The sequence below is a fragment of the Sulfuricella sp. genome (assembly GCA_041651995.1).
Lineage (GTDB): Bacteria > Pseudomonadota > Gammaproteobacteria > Burkholderiales > Sulfuricellaceae > Sulfurimicrobium.
The window spans coordinates 103,572-124,386 of sequence record JBAZID010000002.1 but is presented as its reverse complement, the minus strand read 5'-3'; the positions used below and the strand labels follow the sequence as shown (position 1 = coordinate 124,386).

Below are 20,815 nucleotides of genomic sequence, written 5' to 3'. Positions count from 1 at the left end.
TTAGTGCAGTGCAATACGCCCAGAACGAAGGCGCTTCACCACTATATTTATGGTCTTTCTGAGACCTCTATCTTGAATGACTTCTCTTAAAAACCGCGTTAAATCCAATATTTTCTGGAGCGAAGAGGGATTGGATAAAAATTGCGTCGCAAAGAGTTTTTTATAAGGGGTATTTTCAGCCAGAGGCTGGCTGTTCTTTATAAAATTTCTTACCGCCGATCCAGCTTGATCCAACAAGAAAAGGTAGCGTTCTCGGGCTTGCTTAACAGTCGCTTTGGCATGAGCCACTTGCTCCGGCGAATTACCCCAAGCATAACCTAAACTGGCCATCTCCTTCGCGCCGAGTGTCTGCCGAAAGTACTCATTTGGCAGAAAAATCACAGGGCAACCACACAGCATCGCCTCAAGCGCTAAGGCAGAATCCTCATAGCAATAGAAAAATTCCGAGCTTTGAAATAGTGCACGAATTTGTTCTGGCGTTTGGGAACCCAATTCATCTCGTGTAATTTCTGGCATGCCATTCGTAATTGGAAAAGTCTTGCCAGAAAAGCGGTATTTGAATTTACCCGCATAAAAAACGCCCCCATTTCTTTTTTCATGGATCGGGGGGCAGTAAAAAGTGGGGTCGGATACCGGCAGGAAAATCGTACTGGCGGGTTTTTCGATATGGATTTTGCTTGCGATGTTGGCGCTGTACGAAAGAAGGTAATCATCATCTTCCAAAGAATCATTCTGAAACAGCAAGTCATCGTAGTTAAGAATATAACGAACACGTACTGGCGCAGAAAATCGACTGATGCGAAATGTCTCCGGATAGATAACGATGGGTGTTAAACCGTTGTCGAAGTGATAGTCAACAATTTTCCTGGTCAAGAATGGCGCCACATCCATGGGCGATGAGGCCAAATCATGGTTCGAGTGAGGCCTTAAATAAATGAACGCCGAGCCGCCCGCCTTGTTGATAAGGTCACAAAGCTTATAAAGAACTCTGACCCCGGCAGAGGTTCGGATATAGCTGGGGGCAACGATGTAATAGGGGTATTTCACAATGATTTGGTTGCTAAAAGTTAGGATCTAATTTTTAGGTGGGCTAACCTGCGGCCACAAAATCAGACTCCGCTCCGCAGGCATTGGCTCATATGTATGCGGCTTTCTTGCGAAAAATTCAAATGACAATATTAGCAGTAACAATATGTTCAAAACTGGCCGAATCACGCTACCCAGCCCCAAAGTCCACTGAACATTAACGTATGCGCCGGCAAGGTAGGAATATTGCGCCCCAATAAAACCATCCAATAAGGGAATAATATCTAAAGGTATTGCCATTAGCGATAACAAGCCGATATACAGCCATGTTGCACGCATTTTTATAAAGATGGGAATCAGTGCGATATATAAAATAAATGTATAGCCGCCGACCCAGACGCCTAAATTGCTTATGATGACAACCAATAAAGAGAGCGCTTCTGTATCACCTATTAGCCTCGATCTCACAAACAGTATGACCAAGGAAATTGCAAGCACGCCCCATTTTGCCGCTTCAATAATATATACAATAATTGCAATGCTCGCCGGATTTAAAAAGCCTGATGCCATCATGGCCCCATCTGGGTTCTTGAGCACATAAGAAAAGGCGGAAATGCTTGATGGCATCGCCATCACTCCCCTTAGGGAAAAAAGCCCCGCTTCTTTTGAGAAATTAAATAGATTTGTAAAAAAAACGAGGAAATGGTTATCCAGCGCCAATCCCGATACTGAAAATACCAAGCCCGAAAGCACAGCGCAGGTTGCAAACCCCTTCCAATCTTTTCTTGCTATGTAGTAAATCAGAAGAAGAGCAAAGTATGGCTTGATGTTAATTAGCAGTGCTATACAGAAAATCCTTGCGATGCCGATTCTTGAAAAGGCAAGAGCCAAGAGGATTGGAGCGAGCAGAATCAAATTTCCCCTCTCCAAGGCAAAAAGCATGGGTGCACTAAGTACGATTGCACAATAGATTAGAAATTTTTCGATTCTTGTAAAATCTTCCCAGACCCTTGTTTTTAATACAATAGCGGGAACTGCGAGATAAACAAGGCAGAGACCTGCGATGACAAATGGTGAGTTGTCACGCATAAGTGCTGGGTCTCCAAACCCTCCGCCAGCAAATACAAAGTTAACAAGCTTCAAAATAATAAAGTTTAGCGGCGGATAAACAGAACCCCATTCTGTATAGCGACCATCATTGTATGCCCAGTACAATACGTTAAACAGGTCCATGAAAGTATCAGACTTATTATATAAAAATGGGCTAGGTAAATAACCATTTACCATTAAACAATAAATGTAATAGAAAAAACCTGCGGCATTAAGCAGCAAGATCATGCTTAGATATGCAAGCCTTCTCCGGTGCCAATTGCTCGATATGGAGGCCCAATCAATCAAAACTTACCTTTTCCTTTTTCACCACTGCTGGACGCCGCTGGAGATAGATATGGATTGAGTCAATGTATTCTAAGATACCGATGAACATCGACTGCATACCGAATAATGCCGAGAAAAACACCCTTCCAGATCACCAACTAAACAACCACCAGCTAAAGCTGGTGGGTTTGAATTACGGACTGAAAGTCCGGATACGCGTCGACTGAACGACGCGTCTCATGTAGGTTGGGTTAGCGGCCTTATCGCGTAACCCAACAAACCCAAACTTCAAAACCTGTTCTTGATGTCGCCTAGAGGCGCCTACTTTTGGTCAGGTTTGTTGGGTTACGGCGCAAAAACCGCGCCTAACCCAACCTACATAGGGCTTATGGCGAATTTCTGCTCCTACCTGAATTGTTATAAAGCGTCAATTCAGTTAAAACTGACCGGCTAAAGCCGGTGGTTTTAACCTTGTGATCGACAATAAATATCCCGAGGGTTTGCTGGGCCTGTACGACATGAGGTCATGGCTGGAATAAACCAGCAAAGCCCGGCGAAGCGGTTATAGATAATCAGACGGGTTCAAGTTTCTGGTTATCCCAGGTATCACATCACACCAATAAGTTTCTGCAATTCCTGATTCCCAACAGCCAGTTCATCATAGGTAAGATCATCAATTTTAATCAGTTCAAAACCATCAATCAGCATGATCACCACCAGACCATCACCAGTTCGCTTTTTGTCCATCTTCATTGCAGCAAAGAGGGCATCCGTATCAAGCTGGCTCTTGTTTGGCTGGGCAGTTAGTGCTGGTTGCAATGCCTGTTGGTGTAGCTGATCGAAAAGGGCAGCGTTCATCAAGCCACGATTTTTGGCAACGATATTGGCAAACATCATGCCAATGACCACGGCTTGTCCATGGGGGATAGCAAACGCTGAAGTTGATTCAACAGCATGACCAAAGCAGTGGCCGAAATTGAGCAGGTTGCGCTTGCCCGTATCGAACTCGTCATCCTGCATGTAGCTGAGCTTAACAGCGAGGGATTTTTCGATAGCGGAAAGTAGTGCCGCAGAATTTTCGCGACCTGTCAGTGCAGGCAGAGTCGACATCAGCTCATGGGCCAGCGGCTCACCCCCCATCAGATGCAGTTTCACGACTTCACCCAATCCACTGAAATAATCTTCGTTCTTTAACGTTTTGGTGAAACCGGGGCTGAGGAAGATCTGATTCGGCGGAAAAAATGAGCCGACGAGATTCTTGTAACTCTTGTAATTAAGGGAAGTCTTGCTGCCAATGCAACTGTCAGCCTGTGCCAGCAGGGTTGTCGGAACAAAAATCCAGTTAATGCCACGATACAGGGTAGAAGCCGCAAAGCCGGTAATATCCTGCACAATCCCGCCACCAATCGAAATCAATGTCATGTTGCGTTTGGCCGCACGTGACATCAGCGCATCATAAACTTCCATGACTGTATAAAGATTCTTGCGATCCTCTTCGATCGGCAACACCATGACCAGTTGAGGATCAAGGCGTGAAAACAGGGATTCACGGTAGAGGTTCCATACGTTGCTATCGATTACGTAGAAACGGTTGGGGATTTCTTCGAATGCCGAGATAAAATCAAACGAATCGAAAAAATTCACCTCATAGTCACGAATTGCGGAATGAACCTTGATTACCTGCATACATAGCCCCCATCAACCACCAACACCTGACCAGTCATATACGAATTCTTTTCAGAGCACATAAAAGCCACCATCTCGGCAATCTCTACCGGTTCGGCCAAGCGCTGAAGCGGAATATTATCGCTGATGGCCTGGATCTGCTCGGGTGAATTGTTCTGAGACGTCAACTCGGTGTTGACATACCCGGGGGCGATGGCATTAACCAAAACCCCATGCGGCCCCAGCTCCAAGGCTAACGTACGCGTGACCCCATTAATAGCCGACTTGCTTGCCGCATAAGCCACTCGACGCTCTTTTGACACAATGCTCCAAATCGAACTAAGGTTGACGATTCTCCCATATCGGTTCGCCCTCATGCGCTCGGCAACCAGCTGCGTAAGCAGCAGGGGCGCGACCAGATTGATCTGCAATGTCTCATTTAACGCAGCCGAATCGAGTTCATCGAGTCCGGCCAAAAAATTTATGCCGGCATTGTTAACCAGAATATCGATGGGGCCTTCTATCGTTCTCACATAACGCTCTATGGACTCAGAGTCGCTCAAGTCCATTTCAGTGCGTGAAGGAGTTAAAACTCGCGCGCCTTCACGAGCCAATACCATAGCAATGGCAGCACCAATACCACGAGCCCCTCCCGTAACCAGGGCGACTCGATTTTTCACTTCACAATCCCATATTTTTCCATGGCACTTTTGTAACGGCCTTCAAGCATTTCAATGCGGTGAGCATCTTCAGCGAAGATCATGCCATAGAAGTCGCGTTTGTTTTTCAGCCATAGCAATTCGAAATAGACGGCCTTCAAGATGCCCTTCTCGGTGCCTTCATCCAGCGCTTGTGGGCAGCTAAATATGACCTTGCGTGTTTCATAATAGCTTAGAGCACCCGCAGGAAGTCTGCGTAGAAAAGGCAGGGCATCGGCCGAGACACCGCCGCCAACAGCCGCAATCAACCCATGAGCATGAGCTTTGGCGACGATTCTACTGGTCAAGTCAAAAACGGCGTCACTATTGATGTCATCCCGTCCCAGACCAGCAGATCCACTCAAGTCAACACGCCCCACGACGATGCCTTTCAGCTTCTTGATATTGGGAAGGGTCAGCATTTCATCGAAGTTCTGACAAGTAGTAACCGTTTCAACATTAATCGCAAAAGACATTTGCTCAATTTCATCTTGCGGGAAGGCAAGATCAATCGCAGCGAGGAATTTCTTCAATGCGTAAGGAGTTTCCACCATGGGTGCGACAATGCGCGAAACACCCAGCACACGGGCCTCATACATATCACGGATAGCTTCGCATCCCCCAATCTTGAGCGTGAGCCCCAGACCTGCGGCGCTAATTACCTCCTTCAAGCGCATCGCTTCTTCGAGGCGCGTCCCCTCCGCTTCGAACTCGGCCTTGACGCCCACCACATGGTGGTTTTCCCTGAGGTCGGTCAGAACCCCAACCATTTCGCGTTCAATCTTGTTCAAAATGAGCTCCTTAATTAAATATAACCATAAAAACCATCAATCCGGATTGCGACAATAGACAGAAATTAGCCGTCCCGACTCGCAACGCACATATTTATTAGCGACGCGAGCATAAACATTATTTAAACCTTGCAGCACCATCACCCGCCCACGCGCCTCCCCATACAATTGCAACTGGATAGTTGCCGGGTCATTTTCTATAGGAATTTCGCCGTTTAAATTTCGACCAATATCACTATCCACAAACAAAAACGCGGGTTTATTTTTCAAAATGGCCACCGATGCGACCTCCACTTCTTTTGGCGAAACCAAATTTGTGGGCAACTCATTGTATGGCATAGCACTATATTTACCGGCCAGGATCGGCAAAATATGATCATATTTAGAAACAATAAAAATGCCATTATCGTTTTGGCTATAGCGCTTTATTAAGTTAGCAGCTTCCTCAAAAAGAGTGGGTTCCATAGTTGAGATAAAAGACGCCTTTTCAAATGCCCAGTTATACAACTGATGGTTCCTGAATGTCTGACTATACGCATGCTGGCCCAAATAAAAACTTGCGGATGCTGGAAGGTAAACTAATAGCAATAGCAGAAAAAGCACCAAAGATTGCCGCTTTGCGCCCCCCTCACCCTGATCTTGGCTTACCCATCCGTGAAACAGCACCGCTAGCCACAAAATAAAAATCGGGGCTACGCCCAATATATGGTGTAACGATGGGTACCATATATAGTAGGTTAAGCTCTGTACAAAATATAATGCCATCCCCACAGCAAGAATCGTATAGGCCTCGTTTTGTTTTATCCTTATTGTAGCCATCAACAATAGGCTAACCATTATCAATAAACCAAAGATCTTGCCACTTGTGGCTTGTGGCGATCCGACTCCCAGTATCATATAAATTGCCGTAGGATTTGCGCCCGGCATCGGATAAAGATAAAGCAGCATCCCGGCTATTACTGTTATGCCCCCAATAAATAATGGCATCAACTGGAATGGTCGCTGTTTTATCCCCTTGAATAAGATCGCCCCACCAACGGACAAGGTAAGAAACAAGCCAAAATCCTTGCTCCATAAAATCGCAAACAAGGCCAAAGCACAGGCTAAAATGAGATGCCTTTTTCGATCTTGTGCCAAATAGCGATATAACAGGTAAAACACCGGCACATCAAGAACATGTCGCACTGGATTAAAGCCAGGAGCTAACCGGATTAGCTCAATCCCGAGAAAAAATAGTGCGGAAATGGCCAGAGCCGCTGCAAAGACTACCGTCCCGAGACGTCTGAAAATAGCCCATATACCCACGAGGAAGATAACAAAGTAAATAAGGTATTCAGCAAAGTAAACTTTGAAATATCCTTGATAATTCGACATCCCGAAAAACTCAAGTACTTTGCTTTGCGTAACTGTAGCAAGCCAGCCATAAACCATAGTCTGACCATAAGGGGAAGCCCCTAGAGATAGGGCATTCATCGGCCCGAAACTGTAACCATGATGGTACAAAAGCCATCCTGCCTTCGTTTGGTTTAGCAACTCCCCCGCGTTTCTGCTGATAAAATCCATCTCCTCTTCGGAATGTAGTCTCTTCTGGCAAGCCCTCTGCAAATCAACAGTCGATACGAACAATGCATCTAAACTTTTTTTATCTTCAATGGATAGTGTCAATCCGTCCAATATGGATTTTTCGGCCAATGAAAATGGGCCTCTTGCAATAAAAGTTTTTGTTTTTTCGTCACAAGTAAATTTTTGTTCATTATTTTGGTCAATTGCTTCCAGGGTTTGCAAAACTTTGGAGCAGTTCTCAATCTTTGCCATATTTCTTCGCTCAGACTGGACGGCACTGACATTCTTACGAGGATCATATAGTTGAAATCCCGCAATTCTGTGCTCATTAATGTAGTCCAGGTTATCGACCACTTTCCCTGACTTTAGAATGGTCTTCTCAGGAATATTTATATAATTGTTTTCAACCAACAAGGGATTGGTAATTAATGGAAGAAAAATTGTGGCATATTGGGCTGATATAAAACACAGAAAAGCAATCCAAGCCCAGTTAGGTATTGAAAGAGATAGCTGTCGATTTCGAAAAACCGCAAAAAGCGTCCATAAAAACAGAAAAACCCATAGGATAGACATGATTCCTAAGAGAAGTTTTTGCTCTTTACTCACAAACAATAGTATGCCGTTAATGACCGTCGCCACCAGAAAATAAAATCCGATTCTCCGCAACCGATCTTTATCAATCGGCGTGCCCGCGTTAGAGAAATACTTAGATACACGTAGAAAGATTGTGTAGTGAACAAACAAAGCCACCACAGGCAAAATGTACTGCAAGAGTGAAGTAAGCTTACCGACCGATGAAACTGGCTTTGCCCATTGGTACAAACTTCCATAAACGTTTCCACTTGGCATGGCGAACTTAGCCAGAGTGCCGGCAACAAGCATTGAAAACACTATTAAACCAATACTATTGATAAAAAAATGTATCGCTAGCAAATTGCGTAAGCTTAATAATTCGAGTGGAAGGGCAAAAAACTTTGCCCACTTTGAAACTCTATTCATCGAATTTAATTATCCATTCCGGCAACTCAAATTGAGTGCGCGACTAAACACACCAGACCTTCGATTAAGCTTTCGGGAGAGCCTTTTTTATTTCTTCCGACAATCTCAAGCATAGTGCAACCAGTGTTAACGTCGGATTTGCTGAGCCACTCGTGGGGAAAACCGAACTACTCGCCACATAGCAATTGGTTAATCCATGCACCTTCAAGTTGGGATCAACAACTCCGTTACTGTAACTAAAGCTCATTCTGGTAGAACCCATGTGATGCCCGTAGCCCCTGATTAGCGGCCACTCTTCTGACACTGGCGGCAAAGTAATTTTTAGGCGGCCAATCCCGCTTTTGGCAACTTCACGACTAAAAATTAAAGCAGATTGATAAATGCTCGTCTTATCTTGTTCCGAGACACGCCAATCTAAAGCGATTTTGGGTTGACCCAATTTATCGGTGGATTTACTCAGATATAACCGGCTTGCTTTGTTTGGTGCTTGCTCGCTTACTGTACCTAGAGCAAATCTTTGCAGTTGGCCTGATGTAGAACTAAGAAGGTCCGAAATTGCCATTTCAGCGACGTCTACACTCGCTGTACCCGGGAGAGGATGTAACTGTATACCGCTATTTAGTAATCTTTGCTCATTTTGTACTCTTTCTGCCACTACTGACACAGGCGCCACCGGTACAGATTTATCTTGATAATTTGGATATTGTCCATGCTTACGCGTTAACTTAATTTCTCTCCTAAAAATCTCCTGATAAAACGACACACCAGCGCGAACATAGAGAACACCAGGAGAAATATCTGGATGTTCCATGAAACATGCCCCCAAATACCCACCCCTATTGGCATATCCTATAGGATGAATTCTGTCTGAAAGTAGCAACAGTCTTGTGGTTTCGATCCCCCCAAGTGCCAATACAAAAATCTTCGCTTTAACTTTGCAACGACTTCCATTAAGGGTTGCTGCGGTTAGAGATAATACGTGCCGCCCATCATCAGATGTATTGCATTGCAGAACATTTAAATTCAAATAACATCGAATATTCGAACTATGTTCTATCTTTTTGGCATATTTTGAAGAATATCTTGTCGGCGGACTAAATTGGAATAACTTGTTTTGTATTACGTTATCGTTCTTTAAGAGATATTTTCTCTCGTCTTTAGCAAGACCTTTCCAATACCTCACGTCATAATTATAAGGACCGAGATCCAGCATGTCTTGCGCCATTGCATACCAAGGATCTAAGCTTTTCCTGGAAATGGGCCAACCACTTAATGGGACCCATGGACGTAATTTAAAATCGATATCATCTAGTGGGCGACAGTAACCACCCCAATGATTTGTGCTTCCCCCGAAATACCGAAGCCTTGTTGACAGTAACGAATAGTCCCTGCCTTCATTCAATCCGTTATACAAATCTTGTGTTGCGCTATCTATCGCAAGATCTCCACTTTCAATTAATGTTACTGATAACTTTGGATTCTCAAGTTGCAGTGCTATTGTTATTCCGGCCGCTCCTGCGCCAACAATGCAAACATCGCTATGGATTTCATTATTTAAAGAAAGTGAGCGTGCATCTATGAACATATGGACCCTCTATAAGGATAGATTGTCGGTATGGTTCGATAGAGCAACATATGATCCCTTTGATTCAACCAAAAATATTGACAACTGAAGCTCAGACTTTGAAAACATACAGCCATCAATGACAATATATTCATTATTTTCAAACTCATTGGCCACCTTCTGCGGCAATAAGTGCATCCCTTTATCCAAACGAGTAGATAAATCAAGGTCCATACTCAATTGCGTTCTCAGCTCCTCATATATTTTTGGTAACTTTGTGCGCAATATTTCGGCTAACTGCCGCAATCCCGCCAGTCCATTATCAGTTTCATGTAGGTGTAAGTAGCCCGAAGAGGCACAAGCAATGTCACTTCCAATATGCATCGCAAAGGGAAGAATCCCTAGGGCGCGCAAAAAATCCCTTCGTGAAATGTACCCACAATGAGATGTTTGTGTCTGATTTGCGCATGCAAAACCCCGCACAATAAACTCTCCAATTTTAAAAAACATGAAACCCACCAACCATCCCTTAATAAACCAATTAGCCCCGCGAAAACTTCGAATTAAGAAATCACACAGTGTGTCATCGGATCAATCCACTGGTCTTTTAGCAACGGTCTCAACAATAAAGTATCTAGGTGGGTGGACATTAATTTTTCTTCTTAAATAATCCATTACCGGATGTTTTACAAAGAATGTATTTACTTCTTTAGGCTTAAATAGGGGAACGACTATTCTTCTGGTGATAAATTCAAGCACCGATAATTTCAGAGGGGAGAGCTGCGTTTTTTCAATAGCAAACCCTGCAGCTTTTATTACGCTTTCAAATTCTTCTTTTGATGCGTACTCCCTAAGGTGTGTTGGATCCATCGCCCATTTTCCTTCTGCCGTCTTGTAATACCACCAGCCATAGGATTTTCTTACAAGCGATGCGATATAAAGCGTACCCCCAGGCCGAAGAATACGTTTAATCTCCTGGAGTAACTTATCTTGATCGACATGTTCAATCACTTGGGTGCATACAATAAAATCGAAGCTATTGTTTGCAATCTCTGGAATAGAGGTCACGTCCGAGCAGACAACCTGAAAGTCCGTATACTGTTTTAGTCTTTCGCAGCGTTCTGGCGATAAATCGACAGCTACAACCTTCTTGGCTTTTTCTAAATATCCGCCCATCTTTAACGCGACCAAAAGCGCACCATCTCCAGCGCCTAGATCGGCAAGATCAACCTCTTTCCCTCGAAGATGCTCCGACACTAGATCAGGTATTTCCTCTGTATGAAAATGCAGAAATGTGCGCGAATATTCATTAAAATCCATCTTTACCTCAATTTTTACTAATCAACGTTTTGGCCCATGGGCTTTCGCCCAGACTATAAGCTTGTCATATACGGCACCTGGCAAAATACGAAATACATTCCAAATAAATCGTGATTGCCACGGAAGAATTGAAACCCTAGCTTTCTTCCTTATTTTTTCCGCAATCAATACCGATGCTTTTTCGGGAGTTAAAATTCCTGGCATCCAAAATGGCAGCCCTTCAGTCATCGCTGTATTAACAAACCCCAAACAAATCGTTGTAAGGCTTACCCCATGGGCGAGAAGACGCAGCCGGAGGCTTTCTGACCAAACATTTACAGCTGCTTTTGATGCAGAATATGCCCCAGAATTGGGTGTACCTCGAAAAGAAGCTATGCTTGAAATGGCAACCAATTGACCGTGGCCTAAGGCTTTCATTGGCCGAATAAAGGGTGAGAAGGTATTAATCACTCCGAAATAATTAACGCGCATTATTTCTTCAGGTATCTGAGTATCTTGGCAATCCTGATCCTCTTCCCCTCGAGTTCCAGCATTAGCAATCACAATATCTACACCACCAACATGTGCCAAAAAATCACTCGCACACCTCCTTACTGCCTCAATGTCGGTGACATCTGCCACATATTCGTGAACGACTGCACCCTTTGCACGACAACGTTCTGAAATAATATTCAGCTCTACTTTGCGACGAGCCATTAATGCCAATGTTGTGCCTGGCCTGGCGTAATGCTCGCCTAAGGCAGCTCCGATACCAGAAGACGCCCCTGTTATCCATATCACCCGCGTAATTTCTTTATTCATGCACCCACTTCCCAAGCCTGATTGGCTAATTCACTTATTACAAAATCTATTTAGCATTAAACGAGAATCGACTGTGTCCAAAATACGCCATTGTGACGACTATTATTGCAATTACCCCTTGCGATATAACCGGGTTAATGCCCAATGCCTCAACGAAAATGGCAATCAACACTAGGTTAACTATAAATGTTGTTCCATAAACAATATAGAAACGAAGGTACTCGCGAACAATATTTCCTTTAGTCTTGAACACAAGAAGTTTGTAGCAAATATACGCATTAGTCAGCCCTACTACCTGGCTGAGCACCAGAATCAGCATATAGTGAAGCCAGGAATTAGTAAGGTAATAAAGAAAAACAAATGCAACATAGGAGAACACCGTATTCCAAACTCCAACGGCGATGTATCGTATTTTTTTTCTGTTTTCCGGCGATGGGCTTGTAACAAGATTAACTAACCGCTTCATGGTAGGCTTCCCTAGCAAATCAAAACCTTTAAGGCTCGCCTAGAGTCCTATTTTCGTTTTTACTATAAAATTGGGGCGTTGTTTTACTTCCTCATAAATTAGCCCCACGTATTCACTCACGATCCCCAGCATCGTAAACAGAATGCCAAACATCAACAGCATGACTGTCATGATGGTTCCATAACCTTCGAATGGAACTCCCCATATAACCGCTTTTGTCACAGTCCAAGCCAGTAACAGGAATGACAATGTTGAAACCGCGAGTCCGATTAGGGTAATCAGTTTTAATGGTACATATGAATGTGCGAAAATCCCTTTCAAAGCCAATTCGATAACCTTGAACGTATGCGCTCCGGACACGCCCGCATAGCGCTCCGCTCTCACATGCTCTATACCAATGGATTTGAATCCCACCCACGCGAACAAGCCTCGAATAAATCGGTTGCGCTCATGAATTGAGTTGATGGTTTCGTAGACTTTTTTATCAACTAGTCGGAAATCGCTGACATTCCTTGGAATCATGCCGCCGGTTAAGGCATTTGCTACCGTATAGAACAATTGAGAATTAAATCTTCTAATGGCGCTGGTTCCCGTGCGCTTGGTGACAATGCCATATACGTTCTCGTAGCCCTCTTCCCATTTTTTGATGAACTCGGTAATAAGTTCGGGCGGGTCTTGCAGGTCAGCGGTCATGATCACTGCAGCATCGCCTGTTGCCGCGTTGAGCCCGGCGGTAATTCCGCCATCCATACGGAAATTTCTCGCCAATTGCAATATCTTGAAGCGGCTGTCTTGCTGATGAACAGCTAGCAGTTTTTCATAAGTGTTATCCAGAGAGCCGTTCTCAACGATGATGGCTTCGAAATCATAATCAGGATTGGCGGTGAATACGCCCTGCAGGCGCCGAGCCAGCTCATCAACATTATCTTGCTCGTTATAAGCGGGGATGACGATGGAAATTAATTTTTTCATGATTGGGCTTCAAACGATAAATAGGGGCGGTACATATTATGAACGGATATAAGATTATCCGGGCATGTTTTATGCCATTGAAATTGGCCTCTTTGGGGTTGATCGAGCACTGCCAGAGTTTTTGCTGGGGGTGAAATCAGGCGGCAAGCAAAAAGCAGCGAAATAAAGTGGCCGCGGATCGTTTTTGTAGGGTGGATAACCTGATTAATCGCAATCGGATCGTGGTCATGCACCACGCGGGCACCCAACTCCTGCCGGGCTACGGTATGAATGCGGTCGCTGAAGGTTTCCTTATAGCGGATGATGCCGCCGGGCACGTGCCAGCCCACACCATAATAGCCGTCATCCCGCCATGTCAGCAGGACGCCATTAACTTCGTCCTTGATAAGCAGGTCAACATTAACCAGCGGAGTGATCTGGCTGGCATAAAGAAATAGCTCCTCGGGCAAGCCTTTGGTCGGATTTCCGGTGACGGCTTGCAACTCCCGCAACAGGTTACTTAGACGGTCTGCCATCATTTTTACCAGCGAGCCCATCCGGTAGCGACGCGGGTTGTTCTCATTTGCTTTTCTTTTTTATCGTGTGTTTGAATTTCAAAACAGCGAAGTTCAGTTCTATTGAGGTTTCTGTGTCGCTTGCTTGCAAGTCGTCATCGAAAATTTCGGCGATTAGCTCACCGCTTTTTTGCATGAGTGATTTTTGATCGGCTTTGTCTTGAACTGTTGATAACTCTTTGATGCTTCTAGACAGCTCTCTGATTTTTGAGAAGGTCTCAACTATCGCGATGGTCGCTTGGGTTGCTTGTGGGCTTTTGAGTATTGTGGCAAGCATATACAGCCCTTTTTCGGCAAATGCTTTGGGATTCACCGTAGAGTGCTTAAGCTTTTCGAACCGGTGGAAATTTTCCACCAGTTCAATTTTTTCAGCTTTTGAAAGCTCGACGATATATCCAGCAGGAAACTTATCAAGATTATTCGCAACGGCTTTATTGATATCTCTTGTCTCAACACCATAGATTCGGGCCACATCGCTATCAAGCAAAACACTTTGCCCCCTTACCTCGATAACGAACTCTTTTAAATTTTCGATTTTCACTATATCGCTCATATCAATTCATCCTCCTTACAGCGCCTTTGCGAGACTTGCTCTATCACTTCATCACATCGCATAGGGCTTGGTGCCTTTGCTCAATGGCACTAACTTAAGCGGTTCCCTAGTCAATGTAGGGTGGGCTAGGCACGCAGTTTGTGCCGTAAACCCACCAGTGTGCCGTGAGGCACTCATTAAAAATGCGTTGTGTTGCTTCTCAACGCTTGGTGGGTTACGCAAAAAACGCTAACCCACCCTACATTTGGCTTAAGTTGGGGCCATTGATACCTTTGCCCAATTTTTTGGAGGTGATTTGTCCTCGCAAAAGATTAAGGGGTGCTCTAAAAATTCAGATTTTGGAGACACTATAGTCATTATTTGCTGCTATCCCATGGCTCGATGAGCATGTTTTCCAGGAATTCCGCACGATCAAGGAAGGGGAACATATCTTCCAGTGGTTTGGATACCATGGTGCCGTCCGGCTTCACTTCGGAGGCCAATTTTGGATACAGCGGCTGGTCTGGTGCCATCATGATCTCGCACAGGGCTGGCCCTGGCCCGGCCAAGGTTTGACAAATTTTTTCCAGCAATTCCTCATGGTTTGCTGCCCGGTTGGATGGAATACCATAGGCGGCGCAGATTTTCTGAATGTCCGGGAAAGTCACCCCGCTGCTTGGATCAGCCGCGATGTAGTCCCCAGGGAAGTAGGCATCCTGGGTAAGGCGGATGGAGGTATAACCATTGTTGTTAAGCAAAAAAATCTTGATGGGCAGTTTGTGGTGAACGATAGTCTGCAGTTCCTGTAAGTTCATCTGGATGCTGCCGTCACCTGCGATACAAATTACCCGTTTGCGGTCATTGGCAAAGCAGGCCCCAATGGCGGCAGGCAAGTCATAGCCCATGGAGGCGCAACCGGAGTTGGTAAACAACCGCTGGCCTTTCTTGAGTTTGACCGCCTGAAAGGTACACGTATTGGCCGCGCCATTGGCGAGGACGATTACGTCACTGGGCGCCAGTTCATCAGAAAGGGTGTCCACAAAATGGAAAGAATTTACATAGCCCCTCTGTGCGCGCCATTCCGGCGTAACGCTGGGGTAACGGCGACGCCGCTCGCGGCACCATTCAATCCAGCTTTCCCTGTGTGGCAGCGGGTTGCCACGCAGTTGCCTCGCCATTTCTTCCAACAGCACCTTGGCGTCACAGTGGACTGGCATGTCGGGGAAAATGGTGGGTTTCTTGAGTTCGGCAGAATCGATGTCAACGACGATTCTGTACGCAGCACGGGCGAACGCCTTGAACAGGTAGGAAACCGTTCTGACGCCGAGCCGCACCCCGATGGTCAGCAGGACATCAGCGTTCTGAATGATGAAGTTGCTGGAGCGGTCTCCTGTAACGCTGGGACGACCGAAGAACAAAGGGTGATCTGAATGGATAACGTCATTGCCGCCCATACCCGTTTGCACGGGTACGCCGAGCAACTCGATCACTTCATGAAAGAGGTCCATGGCGCCAGCGAGGCGGATACCATTGCCCGCCATAAACACGGGCCGCTCGGCAGCACGAAGGCGCCCGATAATGCTTGCCGCCTGTGCCTTGACGACTTCTGGGTCAAAGCAAATTCGGTCTTCCGCTTGGCTATAGGCCAATAGCTCATCTTCCTCAACCATAGCCGCCTGAACATCCAGGGGAATGTCCAGCCAAACTGGGCCAGGCCTTCCGTTACGGGCAAGATAAAGCGCTTTCTCGAAGTGATAGCGAATGCTCTTTGGATCACGCACCATCACGGCGTATTTGGTGACCGATTTGACGATGTCAATGATGTTGGCTTCCTGATCACCGAGCTGGCGAAGCGGCAACCCACTACTCTCGACTGTCGTGCCATATTTTATCTGGCCAGAAATGAACATTCCGGGGATGGAATCAAGCCAAAGTCCCAATACACCGGTCAGAGTATTGGTGCCGCCCGGGCCGCTGGTGACAACCGCCACACCCAGGTTACCCGTTGTGCGAGCGTAGCCTTCAACGGCGATGGCGCAAGCCTGTTCGTGGTGGTTGCAAACGTATTCCAGATCCTTGTTTTTGCCGATGGCGTCATTGAGGTGCATGGCTCCGCCGCCGGAGACCATGAACACGTGGCGGACGCCCACTTCGGCAATACGTTTTGCCAGATAATCGGAGACTCTGATTTTCATGAATGCTGCTCCCAACCATGCCAACAGGCAGTTTTGATAATGGCTTGTTCCAAGGTGACGCTTTGTGTGAGGTCGAGCTCGGTTTCGGCACGCTGTGTGGAAGGCACATACCGTTTAGGTATCGCCCCCGGCTGAGCTTGCTGCATGATATGCATACCATTGCCGCCAAGCGTTGTATTGACGAGTGCAGCAAGCTCCGCAATGCTGATAGCCTGGCTTGCGCCCACGTTGTAAGGGCGAGCAGTCTGGCCACGTAACAGGATGGTCCACAGCCACAAAGTCAAATCAGCCGCATACAGGTAAGAGCGATATGGTGTGCCGTCTCCGCTAATCTGGATCGGCTTTTTAGCCATGGCATCCCGAATGAAGTTGCCAATCGCAAAGTGGCTATCGATGGGCAAGTAGGGGCCGGCAAAAGCAAAGCAGCGAGCCAGCTTGGCCTCAATGCCATGCTGCTTGGCATACAAGGTGCATAGCATTTCCGCAGCGCGCTTGCCTTCTGCGTAGGCGGACCCGGCATTGGTACAGTCTGGGCCGTTGGGGTCGGATTCAGACCAGTGAGATATATGCGGAGGTTGGTCGCCATATATCGCACCTGAACTTAGGAAGAGGAAATTTTTTGCCCCGGCTTGCGCGGCGAAATCGAGTGTTCGCCGCGTTCCTTCGACAATAGTGTCAAACATGCGAATAGGGTCTTCAGCATTCAGCTTCGCACTGGCATCGGTGGCGCCATGGATGACAAACGAGAATTTCCCTTCCGGAAAGGCAAAGGTTCTTATGTCTCCTGTCAACAACGTGATGCTGGGATGAGACGCCACATGGGGCACCTTATCTTTGAATGCCTCAGCGTTGCGGGTGAGGACGACCGCACTCATGCCCAGATTCAGCTGATCATTCAACCAGACAAAACTTTCAAGCAACCAGGTGCCGATGAAACCCGTGCCGCCAGTTATGAAAAACCGCGCGCCCTTGAGGGCGGGCCAAAGCGCACGCCCTCGATCGAGAATGTTATTTAGGTCTTCTGCCAGCTTGTTTTCCACTGTGCATTACCACCCACCCAATCCGAAGAAGGTTTCCAGCTTCTCTCCCACAAAATCCAGCATGGTTTCGTTGAGTCCAGGATAGATTCCAATCCAGAAGGTCTGATTCATCACGATGTCGGTATTTTTTAGTTCGCCACTAATACGATAGGCGCGGTCCTTGAAATATGGTTGCCGTGTCAGGTTGCCCGCGAACAACAGGCGGGTGCCCACCTTGTTCTGATCCAGATATTTAAGCAGATCCACTCGCGCCACTTGCGCCTCTTCGCGCAAGGTGATGGGAAAACCGAACCAGGAAGGCTCGCTGTTCAGTGTCGCTTCGGGCAGGATCAGGAATTCTTCCATTCCGGCCAAGCGGTTCTTCATGAACTGGAAATTCTGTTGTCGGGTTTCGATAAAACCAGGCAGCCGATCCATTTGCGCCAAGGCGCAGGCGGCCTGCATATCGGTAATCTTGAGGTTGTAGCCCAAGTGAGAATAGGTGTACTTGTGGTCATAGCCAAAAGGCAACGTGCCAAGTTGCCAGCCATAGCGCTTGCCACAGGTGTTGTCCTTGCCTGGCTCACAGTAGCAATCTCGTCCCCAGTCACGGAACGATTCGATGATGGTTTTTAATTGACTATCATTGGTGAAGACCATACCCCCTTCACCCATGGTGATATGGTGCGCGGGGTAAAAGCTGCATGTGGCAATATGGCCAAAGGTGCCCACAGGCTTGCCGTTGTAAGTTGAACCTAGTGCATCACAGCAGTCTTCAATAACCCAGAGATTGTATTTCTTGGCCACAGCCATAACCGCATCCAGATCAAAAGGATTGCCAAGAGTGTGGGCAATCATGATGGCACGGGTTTTGTCCGAGACAGCGGCTTCGATCTGTGCTGGATCGATATTGTAGGTCGGGATCTGAACATCGACAAAAACCGGCACCATGCCATTCTGAATAATCGGATTAACCGTGGTAGGAAAGCCGGCAGCAACAGTAATGACTTCATCGCCCGGTTTCAGTGCACGATCTCCCAGCTTTGGCGAGGTAAGCGCTGTGAATGCAAGCAGGTCCGCCGACGAACCTGAATTGGTTGTCAGTGCATGCTTGACTCCTAGAAACTCTGCGAAACGTTTCTCGAATGCTGCGTTAAAGCGTCCAGTGGTCAGCCAGCCATCCAGTGAGGCTTCGACCATATTACTAATTTCAGCAGCCCCGATAACCTTACCCGATGGGGGCACAATACTCGTGCCGGCCTGAAAAGGTTTGGGCGCGTGTGCCACCTGAGCGTATTGTTCGACAAGTGCGAGGATTTGTTTGCGGAGTTCGGCTTCGGTCATTTCTATTCCTGTTTTCATCTCGGGCGGCGCCCAATCTAGCAACTCAAATTTATCGTAAGGACTTTATGCTTGCATGTAACTTTGTATCTGGCGCAGACACAAGGCATGCATGTCTTCTTCGTTTTTCCAGGCTCGATGCCATTCAACAATACTTTCCAGCGTGTACGCCAAATTCCAGCGCGGGCGCCATCCCATACGCATGCGCGCCTTGGATATATCGAGCTTGAGATAATGGGCCTCATGTGGCTGCATGCGGCTATCAAGTTCCCATGACGCACCTTCTCCCCACAGCTCCGTCAACTGTTCAACGATCCACTCTACTGGTTTTGCATCTTCATCTACCGGGCCAAAATTCCAGCCCTCAGCAAAGGCTGTGCCGTCTGTCCACAGTCGCTGCGCCAGTAATAGGTAACCGGATAGTGGTTCAAGTACATGTTGCCATGGCCGGATAGATTGGGGACTGCGAATTACAACCGGCCGCCCAGCCATGATGGCACGCATAAAATCTGGGATAAGCCGATCCTCGGCCCAATCACCGCCACCGATTACATTACCAGCACGTACAGAAGCCAGAGCGACGCCATGCGTCTCAAAGGTTGAGGGGTTAAAGAACGAATTGCGATATGCCGAGGCGACCAGTTCGGCGCACCCTTTGCTGCTGCTATAGGGATCATAGCCGCCCATGGGGTCATTTTCTCGATAACCCCAAATCCATTCGCGGTTCTCATAGCACTTGTCGCTGGTAATATTGATTACCACTTTTACGGAGCCCACTTGCCGCACGGCTTCCAGCAAGTTTACTGTCCCCATTACGTTAGTGGCGTAAGTTTCAACTGGATTCACATAGGAATAGCGAACAAGTGGCTGGGCCGCCATATGGATGACTATCTCAGGCTGGGTTTCGCGCATGACTGCCGCAAGGCGGTCAAGGTCGCGAATATCGGCGATGTGGGAACGCATGCCATCACCTACCCGCGCCACTTCAAAAAGACTGGGCTGTGTGGGTGGCTGGAGGGCATAGCCGGTTACATTGGCCCCCATCGACTGCATCCATAGGGACAACCACCCGCCCTTGAAGCCGGTGTGCCCAGTTAACAGGACACGCTTTCCTTTCCAAAAATCGACGTCCATTACCATGCCTTCCACGGCGCCTTACCGCCCGCCCAGAGTTCTTCCAAGTGCACTTTGTCGCGCAACGTATCCATAGGCTGCCAGAAACCATGGTGAAAATAGGCTGTCATTTGCCCATCGTGGGCCAGGCGTTCCATCGGCTCACGCTCCCAAATGGTATGGTCGCCCTCGATATAGTCCAGCACCTTGGGCGAAAGGACAAAGAAGCCGCCATTGATCCAGCCACCATCACCCTGGGGTTTTTCCTGAAACCCGGTAACTTGCTCTCCATCAAGATTAATTGCACCGAACCGGCCGGGGGGCTGGGTGGCGGTCAAGGTGGCAAGCCGGCCATGTTTTTGATGGTGGGCGACTAGTTCGCCAATATTCACGTCACCAACTCCATCGCCGTAGGTGCAACAAAAGTCCTCGCCATCAAGGTAGGGCGCGATACGCTTGATGCGTCCACCTGTCATAGATCCATCTCCTGTATCAACTAAAGTGACGCGCCATGGTTCTGCATTTCGTTGATGGACCTCCATCTTGTTATGCGCCATGTCGAAGGTTACATCTGACATGTGCAGGAAGTAGTTGGCGAAATATTCCTTGATGACGTAGCCCTTATAACCCAGGCAAATAATAAAATCATGAATACCAAAAGAGGAATACATTTTCATGATGTGCCAAAGAATCGGCTTCCCGCCGACCTCGATCATGGGCTTTGGTTTGACGGTGGTCTCTTCACTAATGCGAGTACCCAAGCCACCGGCGAGAATGACAGCTTTCATTGATATTCCCTTTGCCAGATAATCAAATCTT

Annotated in this window: 19 protein-coding genes; all 19 read right to left on the bottom strand. The window is 47.0% G+C overall.

Going from position 1 to position 20,815, the window contains the following annotated elements:
- Entirely contained in the window at positions 1 to 1,047 is a 1,047-nt protein-coding gene (locus WC392_05295) for a hypothetical protein (protein ID MFA5241779.1), read from the bottom strand.
- A 27-nt stretch (positions 1,048 to 1,074) separates the two neighbouring features.
- Positions 1,075 to 2,364 (bottom strand): glycosyltransferase 87 family protein, encoded by a 1,290-nt coding sequence (locus tag WC392_05290; protein ID MFA5241778.1) that lies wholly within the window; start codon positions 2,362 to 2,364, stop codon positions 1,075 to 1,077.
- A 645-nt stretch (positions 2,365 to 3,009) separates the two neighbouring features.
- Positions 3,010 to 4,089 (bottom strand): AroB-related putative sugar phosphate phospholyase (cyclizing), encoded by a 1,080-nt coding sequence (locus WC392_05285; protein ID MFA5241777.1) that lies wholly within the window; start codon positions 4,087 to 4,089, stop codon positions 3,010 to 3,012.
- On the bottom strand, positions 4,080 to 4,748 hold the full coding sequence (locus WC392_05280) for an SDR family oxidoreductase (protein MFA5241776.1): 669 nt from the start codon (positions 4,746 to 4,748) through the stop codon (positions 4,080 to 4,082). Before WC392_05280 ends, WC392_05285 begins: the two co-directional genes overlap by 10 nt.
- Positions 4,745 to 5,557: an aldolase/citrate lyase family protein gene (locus tag WC392_05275; protein MFA5241775.1), complete on the bottom strand. Its 813-nt coding sequence runs from the start codon at positions 5,555 to 5,557 to the stop codon at positions 4,745 to 4,747. Before WC392_05275 ends, WC392_05280 begins: the two co-directional genes overlap by 4 nt.
- Positions 5,558 to 5,593: 36 nt before the next feature.
- Positions 5,594 to 8,119 carry a hypothetical protein gene (locus WC392_05270; GenBank protein ID MFA5241774.1) on the bottom strand — a complete coding sequence of 842 codons (2,526 nt, stop codon included), beginning with the start codon at positions 8,117 to 8,119 and terminating at the stop codon, positions 5,594 to 5,596.
- A gap of 64 nt (positions 8,120 to 8,183) precedes the next feature.
- Positions 8,184 to 9,704 carry a GMC family oxidoreductase gene (locus WC392_05265; protein ID MFA5241773.1) on the bottom strand — a complete coding sequence of 507 codons (1,521 nt, stop codon included), beginning with the start codon at positions 9,702 to 9,704 and terminating at the stop codon, positions 8,184 to 8,186.
- A 9-nt stretch (positions 9,705 to 9,713) separates the two neighbouring features.
- Positions 9,714 to 10,193, bottom strand: a complete 480-nt coding sequence (locus WC392_05260) for a hypothetical protein (protein MFA5241772.1) — start codon at positions 10,191 to 10,193, stop codon at positions 9,714 to 9,716.
- An 81-nt stretch (positions 10,194 to 10,274) separates the two neighbouring features.
- Positions 10,275 to 11,003: a class I SAM-dependent methyltransferase gene (locus WC392_05255; protein ID MFA5241771.1), complete on the bottom strand. Its 729-nt coding sequence runs from the start codon at positions 11,001 to 11,003 to the stop codon at positions 10,275 to 10,277.
- 21 nt (positions 11,004 to 11,024) lie between these two features.
- Positions 11,025 to 11,804 carry an SDR family NAD(P)-dependent oxidoreductase gene (locus WC392_05250; GenBank protein ID MFA5241770.1) on the bottom strand — a complete coding sequence of 260 codons (780 nt, stop codon included), beginning with the start codon at positions 11,802 to 11,804 and terminating at the stop codon, positions 11,025 to 11,027.
- Positions 11,805 to 11,850: 46 nt separating this feature from the next.
- Complete coding sequence (locus tag WC392_05245) at positions 11,851 to 12,270, bottom strand: GtrA family protein (protein ID MFA5241769.1); 420 nt, start codon at positions 12,268 to 12,270, stop codon at positions 11,851 to 11,853.
- A 39-nt stretch (positions 12,271 to 12,309) separates the two neighbouring features.
- On the bottom strand, positions 12,310 to 13,242 hold the full coding sequence (locus tag WC392_05240) for a glycosyltransferase family 2 protein (GenBank protein MFA5241768.1): 933 nt from the start codon (positions 13,240 to 13,242) through the stop codon (positions 12,310 to 12,312).
- Positions 13,239 to 13,778 carry an NUDIX domain-containing protein gene (locus WC392_05235; GenBank protein MFA5241767.1) on the bottom strand — a complete coding sequence of 180 codons (540 nt, stop codon included), beginning with the start codon at positions 13,776 to 13,778 and terminating at the stop codon, positions 13,239 to 13,241. Before WC392_05235 ends, WC392_05240 begins: the two co-directional genes overlap by 4 nt.
- Before the next feature lie 22 nt (positions 13,779 to 13,800).
- Positions 13,801 to 14,349, bottom strand: a complete 549-nt coding sequence (locus tag WC392_05230; GenBank protein MFA5241766.1) for an ORF6N domain-containing protein — start codon at positions 14,347 to 14,349, stop codon at positions 13,801 to 13,803.
- Between the two features lie 356 nt (positions 14,350 to 14,705).
- The gene (locus tag WC392_05225; protein ID MFA5241765.1) at positions 14,706 to 16,523 is read right to left on the bottom strand and encodes a thiamine pyrophosphate-binding protein; all 1,818 of its coding nucleotides are present in this window, start codon (positions 16,521 to 16,523) and stop codon (positions 14,706 to 14,708) included.
- Complete coding sequence (locus WC392_05220) at positions 16,520 to 17,563, bottom strand: NAD-dependent epimerase/dehydratase family protein (protein MFA5241764.1); 1,044 nt, start codon at positions 17,561 to 17,563, stop codon at positions 16,520 to 16,522. Before WC392_05220 ends, WC392_05225 begins: the two co-directional genes overlap by 4 nt.
- Before the next feature lie 6 nt (positions 17,564 to 17,569).
- The gene (gene rfbH / locus WC392_05215; GenBank protein ID MFA5241763.1) at positions 17,570 to 18,886 is read right to left on the bottom strand and encodes a lipopolysaccharide biosynthesis protein RfbH; all 1,317 of its coding nucleotides are present in this window, start codon (positions 18,884 to 18,886) and stop codon (positions 17,570 to 17,572) included.
- 63 nt (positions 18,887 to 18,949) lie between these two features.
- A complete protein-coding gene (gene rfbG / locus WC392_05210) occupies positions 18,950 to 20,017 on the bottom strand; it encodes a CDP-glucose 4,6-dehydratase (protein MFA5241762.1) in 1,068 nt (355 codons plus the stop codon).
- The gene (gene rfbF, locus WC392_05205; GenBank protein ID MFA5241761.1) at positions 20,017 to 20,784 is read right to left on the bottom strand and encodes a glucose-1-phosphate cytidylyltransferase; all 768 of its coding nucleotides are present in this window, start codon (positions 20,782 to 20,784) and stop codon (positions 20,017 to 20,019) included. Before rfbF ends, rfbG begins: the two co-directional genes overlap by 1 nt.
- Positions 20,785 to 20,815 lie beyond the last annotated feature (31 nt).

What these genes read in the sequence shown, in the direction of transcription:
- rfbF (MFA5241761.1), bottom strand. Translation starts at nt 20,784, where the DNA reads ATGAAAGCTGTCATTCTCGCCGGTGGCTTGGGTACTCGCATTAGTGAA.
- rfbH (MFA5241763.1), bottom strand. Translation starts at nt 18,886, where the DNA reads ATGACCGAAGCCGAACTCCGCAAACAAATCCTCGCACTTGTCGAACAA.
- WC392_05290 (MFA5241778.1), bottom strand. Translation starts at nt 2,364, where the DNA reads ATGATCTTGCTGCTTAATGCCGCAGGTTTTTTCTATTACATTTATTGT.
- rfbG (MFA5241762.1), bottom strand. Translation starts at nt 20,017, where the DNA reads ATGGACGTCGATTTTTGGAAAGGAAAGCGTGTCCTGTTAACTGGGCAC.
- WC392_05230 (MFA5241766.1), bottom strand. Translation starts at nt 14,349, where the DNA reads ATGAGCGATATAGTGAAAATCGAAAATTTAAAAGAGTTCGTTATCGAG.
- WC392_05240 (MFA5241768.1), bottom strand. Translation starts at nt 13,242, where the DNA reads ATGAAAAAATTAATTTCCATCGTCATCCCCGCTTATAACGAGCAAGAT.
- WC392_05270 (MFA5241774.1), bottom strand. Translation starts at nt 8,119, where the DNA reads ATGAATAGAGTTTCAAAGTGGGCAAAGTTTTTTGCCCTTCCACTCGAA.
- WC392_05255 (MFA5241771.1), bottom strand. Translation starts at nt 11,003, where the DNA reads ATGGATTTTAATGAATATTCGCGCACATTTCTGCATTTTCATACAGAG.
- WC392_05250 (MFA5241770.1), bottom strand. Translation starts at nt 11,804, where the DNA reads ATGAATAAAGAAATTACGCGGGTGATATGGATAACAGGGGCGTCTTCT.
- WC392_05245 (MFA5241769.1), bottom strand. Translation starts at nt 12,270, where the DNA reads ATGAAGCGGTTAGTTAATCTTGTTACAAGCCCATCGCCGGAAAACAGA.
- WC392_05265 (MFA5241773.1), bottom strand. Translation starts at nt 9,704, where the DNA reads ATGTTCATAGATGCACGCTCACTTTCTTTAAATAATGAAATCCATAGC.
- WC392_05260 (MFA5241772.1), bottom strand. Translation starts at nt 10,193, where the DNA reads ATGTTTTTTAAAATTGGAGAGTTTATTGTGCGGGGTTTTGCATGCGCA.
- WC392_05225 (MFA5241765.1), bottom strand. Translation starts at nt 16,523, where the DNA reads ATGAAAATCAGAGTCTCCGATTATCTGGCAAAACGTATTGCCGAAGTG.
- WC392_05235 (MFA5241767.1), bottom strand. Translation starts at nt 13,778, where the DNA reads ATGGGCTCGCTGGTAAAAATGATGGCAGACCGTCTAAGTAACCTGTTG.
- WC392_05285 (MFA5241777.1), bottom strand. Translation starts at nt 4,089, where the DNA reads ATGCAGGTAATCAAGGTTCATTCCGCAATTCGTGACTATGAGGTGAAT.